Annotated in this window: 7 protein-coding genes and 1 tRNA gene; 3 read left to right on the plus strand and 5 right to left on the minus strand. The window is 60.0% G+C overall.

The window, feature by feature from the left end; genetic code table 11:
* A partial coding sequence (dprA, locus tag EN745_RS28800; protein ID WP_127422805.1) for a DNA-processing protein DprA occupies nucleotides 1–883 on the plus strand: 883 nt, incomplete at its 5' end.
* Between the two features lie 58 nt (nucleotides 884–941).
* Nucleotides 942–1,820, plus strand: a complete 879-nt coding sequence (locus tag EN745_RS28805) for a hypothetical protein (RefSeq protein ID WP_127422806.1) — start codon at nucleotides 942–944, stop codon at nucleotides 1,818–1,820.
* Here EN745_RS28805 and EN745_RS28810 read toward each other — a convergent pair.
* From EN745_RS28810 to EN745_RS28820, 3 genes are all read right to left on the minus strand, one after another.
* The gene (locus EN745_RS28810) at nucleotides 1,817–2,959 is read right to left on the minus strand and encodes a hypothetical protein (protein WP_126054693.1); all 1,143 of its coding nucleotides are present in this window, start codon (nucleotides 2,957–2,959) and stop codon (nucleotides 1,817–1,819) included. The two genes, EN745_RS28805 and EN745_RS28810, sit on opposite strands and share 4 nt — an antisense overlap.
* A 98-nt stretch (nucleotides 2,960–3,057) precedes the next feature.
* Nucleotides 3,058–3,234 (minus strand): hypothetical protein, encoded by a 177-nt coding sequence (locus EN745_RS28815; protein WP_126054694.1) that lies wholly within the window; start codon nucleotides 3,232–3,234, stop codon nucleotides 3,058–3,060.
* 143 nt (nucleotides 3,235–3,377) lie between these two features.
* The gene (locus EN745_RS28820; protein ID WP_126054695.1) at nucleotides 3,378–3,917 is read right to left on the minus strand and encodes a J domain-containing protein; all 540 of its coding nucleotides are present in this window, start codon (nucleotides 3,915–3,917) and stop codon (nucleotides 3,378–3,380) included.
* A 329-nt stretch (nucleotides 3,918–4,246) separates the two neighbouring features.
* Between EN745_RS28820 and EN745_RS28825 the strand changes: the two genes are divergently transcribed.
* Complete coding sequence (locus EN745_RS28825; RefSeq protein WP_127405555.1) at nucleotides 4,247–4,543, plus strand: hypothetical protein; 297 nt, start codon at nucleotides 4,247–4,249, stop codon at nucleotides 4,541–4,543.
* Nucleotides 4,544–4,715: 172 nt separating this feature from the next.
* Here EN745_RS28825 and EN745_RS37285 read toward each other — a convergent pair whose 3' ends face one another.
* Together EN745_RS37285 and EN745_RS28835 are read right to left on the minus strand one after the other, a co-directional pair.
* The gene (locus EN745_RS37285; protein WP_127422807.1) at nucleotides 4,716–4,922 is read right to left on the minus strand and encodes a ribbon-helix-helix domain-containing protein; all 207 of its coding nucleotides are present in this window, start codon (nucleotides 4,920–4,922) and stop codon (nucleotides 4,716–4,718) included.
* 246 nt (nucleotides 4,923–5,168) lie between these two features.
* Nucleotides 5,169–5,241 (minus strand) — tRNA-OTHER (locus tag EN745_RS28835).
* Nucleotides 5,242–5,560: the final 319 nt, after the last annotated feature.

Genomic DNA, 5,560 nt, shown 5'->3' on the forward strand with positions numbered 1-5,560 from the left:
CAGTTGCGTCGGCATCGGCGAGGCCGACTATACGCTTCTGCGGAAGGCCATGGATAATCCGCCGCCCCTGCTTGCGGTGAAGGGCGAGGGCGCGGTTTTCCGTCTGCCGGCGGTCGCCGTCGTCGGCGCCCGCAACGCCTCGCTCGCCGGCGTCAAGATGGCGCGGATGCTGGCGGCGGACCTTGGCCGCGACGGCTACGCGATCGTCTCCGGCCTGGCGCGCGGCATCGATACGGCAGCGCACCAAGGCAGCCTCTCTACCGGCACTATTGGCGTGCTGGCCGGCGGGCTCGACATGCCCTACCCGCCCGAGAATGCCGCGCTCTGCATCGAGATCGCCGAGCGTGGCGGCGCCGTCGTCTCGGAAATGCCGTTCGGCTGGCAGCCGCGCGCGCAGGATTTTCCGCGCCGCAACCGGCTCGTCGCCGGCATGGCGCTGGGGCTGGTGGTGGTCGAAGCGGCGCAACGTTCGGGCTCGCTGATCAGCGCCAGGCTGGCTGGCGAGATGGGCCGCCTGGTTTTCGCCGTACCTGGTTCGCCGCTCGATCCGCGCGCGGCCGGCTCGAACGGCCTGCTGAAGGACGGCGCGACGCTGGTGACCGAAGCCGCAGATGTTTCCAGCGCCATCGCGCCGCTGGCAGGGGCGCGTGTTTCAAGAATAGCACCGCTGGCCGAGCCGCCGGATCTCTCGGCAATGCCGCCGCCACGCGAGGATGATCGCGCGGGCGTGCTCGAGGCGCTCGGCCCGACGCCGGTGGCGGTCGATGAGGTGATCCGTCACACTGGTCTCAGCGCCGCCCAGGTCTCGATGGTGCTGTTGGAGCTCGATCTCGCGGGACGGCTGGAGCGCCACGCCGGCGGCAATGTCTCTCTGGTTTCCTGATGGTTCCACCCGGCGCCGTGGCACTGACGATCGAGTGCTTCCGTTTGGAAATCACCGCATGCGCTATCTGAACGCGCACAGGCTCGTAACCAATCTGCCCGTCGTGGAGAACTATTTCGCCAGGCGCGCGGCGCCTCGGTCGGGCATGCGGATTTTCTTCCAGGACGAACACAATCTGGTGCTTCCTGGCGGGCGTGACGTTCCACCCTCAAGCGCTCCGGGCGTCGTGCCATCCATCTTCGGAGGCGACGAGACGTATCTCGTCCGGATCGCAAACGAAAAGCAGTACCGCACGGCGGACGTCGTGCTCGAATACAATGTGCCGAACATCGTCAACATCAAATCCAGCGGCCGGTTTCCGAGGCACTTCAGCGAGCGGATCGTCTACTGCCCTCCGATCCCCTTCGACTATTCAAATGCAGGCGGCCGGTCGATCGACGTCCTGACCAACATCATCAACACCAGGGAGCCGAGGCGCGCCTCCCTGATCGAAAGACTGGAGGCTTTTGCGGGCTACAGGAATGTCCAGGGCGTCTACGACCTGCCCGGGCTGCGGTCGCTGTACCAAAGCGCTAAAATCATCGTCAACCCGCACCAGACCTGGCATCACCACTCGATCGAGGAGTTCAGGGTCCTGCCGGCGCTTTCGCAAGGCTGTCTCGTCGTCAGCGAGGACGTGCCGCTGCGAACACACATCCCCTATCATGAATATGTGATCTGGTGCCGGTACGAGGACATTCCCGACGTCGTCGCCGAGACGCTGCGGAACTACGGCCGCCTTTTCGAGAAGATCCACGGCCCCGCCGGCGGGCTTGCGGAATTGCTGGCGTCGATGCTGGCCGAGTTCGAACGGTCGATGGACAGGGTGATTGCCGCCGACGCGGCCAGGTCCGGTGCCTCGAGATTACTGTCGGCCATTCGGCGCCGTCTGGGCTAGCGGAATAGATATTTCGACACTTCCGGATTGCCGCGGCGCCACATCACATTGTCCAGGAAGTAGTGATGGACGTTGATGAAGATCAGCACGATGAAGAAGAACAGCGACGAGCCGAGAACTTGCCTGTCATAAGGGATCATAGCCGTCAGCACGAACGGGATCAGCCAGAAGCCGAGATAGCCGAGCGCGCCGCCACCGACGATAAATCCCAGGACACGAAGCCTGTAGAGGGGGCCGAGAAAGGACAGGATCTTCGGTTGCGGATCGCTCGCGGCATCCAGACCGTCGCGCTCGACATTGGTCTGATAGCGCCAGACCACCGCCAGGTACTGGAGCGAGTGGAGCGCGGGCACCACAAGCAGCCAGAGCGGGTTTATCCTTGCGATCAGGATCCAGAGATAGAGTGATGCGACATAGGCCACGATGCCGTTGTACGGCAGGCCGCCGCCGTTCTTTCGCCAACGGTTGACCAGCATCATGACCGTAGCCGCGGTGGATGCTACGGCTACCAGCAGGGCAATGTCGGTGATCCACGACGGGGCCGCGAATGTGTAATATTCCAGCCCATAGTATTTGCCCGCGGTGACCGCCGTATTCGTCTGCAGCCAGGCCAGGATCCAGACGGCATAGCTGTTGACCAGCAGCACCTTCTTGTCCCGATCGTCGAAGAATTTGCGCTTGAGCACGGCATCCACCATCAGCATGCCGTAGCCCTGCTTGACGTAGTGCCAGCCGACGAAGAAGAACATGGCGTTGGTCGCATATCCCAGCAGCCGCGTGTTTGCCGTCGCCGCGCCATAGGCAAAGAAGGCGCTCATGATCAGGGGAACGGCGATGCCGGCGAAGATGTAGCGGATCTGCAGGCCCTTGTCGTATCCGTCGCCGCTCACCTTGCGTCCGAAATTGCGGTAGAAAATCTGATATGAGTGGGCGAAGTGGGGATAGTTTACCAGATACGCCACAAAGACCATCGTAGCGGCAACGAGGCCTTCGTACTCGAGCGGCACAAGAAACAGAACCGGCAAGATGAGAAACGCGCTACCGCCGAGCATGAGGAAGTCGGCGACTGGGCCGAATAGATATTTCTGGGGTTTCGCCGCCGCGGGGGCCAGGGTGTCGGCCGAAAGGTGAAGTGCCATGTATCGCCTCCCTTGCGAATGCCGACTCTAGCTGCCGCCCAGTCTGGCGACAAGGTTGGCACTGCCGGTCTACGCCCGCTTTGTGGATATCGAAGGCATCACGAGACGCGTTTCGGCGACTGCAACTCGCGCCCCATCCTGGCAGCCTGAAAGATCGTCATCAAAACCAGTATCGGCTCGCCATCGGTCGGATTGATCATCAGGGCGACGCGGCCAAGTTCGTCGCTCATGGCACAGTTCCAGTCCTTGACCGCGATCACCTTTTTCTCGGACAATTTATTGCCCCTCCCCTTGGACGCCTCTGCCCGGCCCACTCGATCGATCCAACGGAAAGCTTGGCCCCGGGCCGATCTAAATACAAGCAATCGCTAATATTGTTATAGCTAGCCGACTAACAGATGGGCTTCAGGAGGGCCGTTTAATCTATATGATCCAATAGTTTGGTCGTCGCGGCGTCACGACGGTGTTCGGAATTGGCTCGATCGATGCCTTCCACGGTGATGGCGAACATCCCGTTTTCGATCCTGGCTATCCAGCCCTTTGCCTTCAGATACCAGAGATGAAAATCCAGATGTTCTCGCGGACAGCCTGACAAGCGCTCGAGTTCGTCATCGCCAATGCCGGGATTGTTGACGTCCTGGCGCCGCTTTACATAGAGAAGCGTCAGCAGTTTGGCCTGGATGACGACATCCCGCTCAAGACCTTTGGTGTTGCTGGCCTCCTCGGTAAGCTCACGGCGAAGGCCCAGATTGTCCCTGTACTGGATGTCGTACTGCGCGCGCTTGACCGGATCCTTCAGCGTATTGTGGGCTTCCACGATCTCGCTGAAGCGTGAATCATCTCCGGTATCCCGATTGTCGGGATGATAGCGCATGGCAAAATAACGAAATATCCGTTCAATCGTTTCCGAGTTGGCGTTCGGGCTGATTTCCAGAAGTTCGTAGTAGTCAGTGAACATTGGTGGTGCTGCCTCGAATCTACACCACTCCCCCATAGGCAGCTTCGCGCAACTGGTACCCACATGCAAGCAGGCTTCCCGAGAGGGAGTGCCTGGCGATCCGAGCGAAGTGGGCAGCATGCCGGGCGAAGCTGCGAATCTCCGCCGTCGCCACGACCGTGGACACCACCACGGATGACGGCGAGATCGTCCGCAATGCCATCACCAGTCGGCAACCCCAATTCCCCGCGCCGTGCAAATGGTTCTGGCGCGGTCACCGGCTTTGTCAAACGAACGCTAATATACGATATAGCCTGCCGCCCAGCTGCCATGTTAGATCTAGGCGGACAATGAAAGTCCTGTTGATCGCGCTAGCCGTCGCTCACAACTGGTACACCGGCTATCATGATCCGGTTACCGGCTATGAATGCTGCGAGGACAAGAAGGACTGCGGGGTCATCAGCTCGCGCTATGTCGAGCCGCTGCCTGGTGGCGGTTTCAATGTCCGCACGGGGTCCAAGACCCGATACTTCATTCCCAAGAACCGCGTCATAGAGAGCGAAGACAGCCAGTATCACATCTGCTTGTCCCCGCCGTTTTCCTATATTCGCTGCTTCTTTGCGCCCCGCACAGAGGCGAGCCGATAGACACTCGCTGCTTTTCGCGAGACTTCATTTCGGAGTTGACCAGCGCCCATGGGCGGGCTTTGGGGCAAGGCACCGGCCAGTCAGCCGCGCAAAGCAGTGCGCCTAATCTTAAGGGCGTCGATCATTTCGTCAGCCCACCCCGGCGCCGCCGCCGTTCTTGGGGATGAAGGTCTCACTCGGCCTTTAGTACCTGGTGTCTGGTCAACCAGTCACGAATGATCAATCGGACGGCTTCAGGTCGGGAAACCTCATGTTCGGCAACAAACTGATCGACGCCCGCGAGCATGTCCGGTTGAAGGCGGACCATGATCGGCACGCCCTTTCCGCTTGGGACCGGTCCCCGCCGTTTCTTTGATATCACGGTTTCGTGCTTTGGCATAAAAACTCTGATATCAGAATTTCGGTTCTTGCGAAAGCGCTAGAGCCTCACACAAACCGAATTGGAGAAGATCCGATGCCGAACAACTATGTTCGGGCAGCCGCCCAAGGTGCATGACATCCAACAACATTGTGAAGTTTGGCCCGCTGCCTCGGCGGCGGGCCATTTTGTTAGGTTCCTGTTAGGAGAACCGACCTCGCCCGTTCCAGGTGAGAAACGATATCACATTGCATTCATTGAAAAATTTGGTGAGCGCGATGGGATTCGAACCCATGACCTACTGATTAAAAGTCAGGCGAAGGCCATTTTTCGCAAACCCTTGCGCCACAAGGCTTTGACCGTGTCCGCACCGCAAGTCCTTGATTCATAAGGCGACGCTGTTTGACAAATCAGCGACAGCAGACGACACTAGAAGTCACAGGCAGACGTTCAACGGACGGACACGGGCGCGGACACAAAACCATGGCACAGAAACTCACCGACACCATCATCAAAAACCTGCCGAAGCCAGCAAACGGCAACCGGATCACCTATGACGAGTCCGTGACGGGCCTTGGCGTGCGCGTCACGGCGGCCGGCAACAAAGCCTTCATCCTCAACTATCGGACGCGCGCCACCGGCAAGGAGCGTCGCTACAC

This window comes from Mesorhizobium sp. M4A.F.Ca.ET.022.05.2.1 (assembly GCF_003998845.1).
GTDB lineage: Bacteria > Pseudomonadota > Alphaproteobacteria > Rhizobiales > Rhizobiaceae > Mesorhizobium.

Coding starts and splice junctions, on each gene's coding strand:
- EN745_RS28805 (WP_127422806.1), top strand. CDS start 942: ATGCGCTATCTGAACGCGCACAGGCTCGTAACCAATCTGCCCGTCGTG.
- EN745_RS28810 (WP_126054693.1), bottom strand. CDS start 2,959: ATGGCACTTCACCTTTCGGCCGACACCCTGGCCCCCGCGGCGGCGAAA.
- EN745_RS28820 (WP_126054695.1), bottom strand. CDS start 3,917: ATGTTCACTGACTACTACGAACTTCTGGAAATCAGCCCGAACGCCAAC.
- EN745_RS28825 (WP_127405555.1), top strand. CDS start 4,247: ATGAAAGTCCTGTTGATCGCGCTAGCCGTCGCTCACAACTGGTACACC.
- EN745_RS37285 (WP_127422807.1), bottom strand. CDS start 4,922: ATGCCAAAGCACGAAACCGTGATATCAAAGAAACGGCGGGGACCGGTC.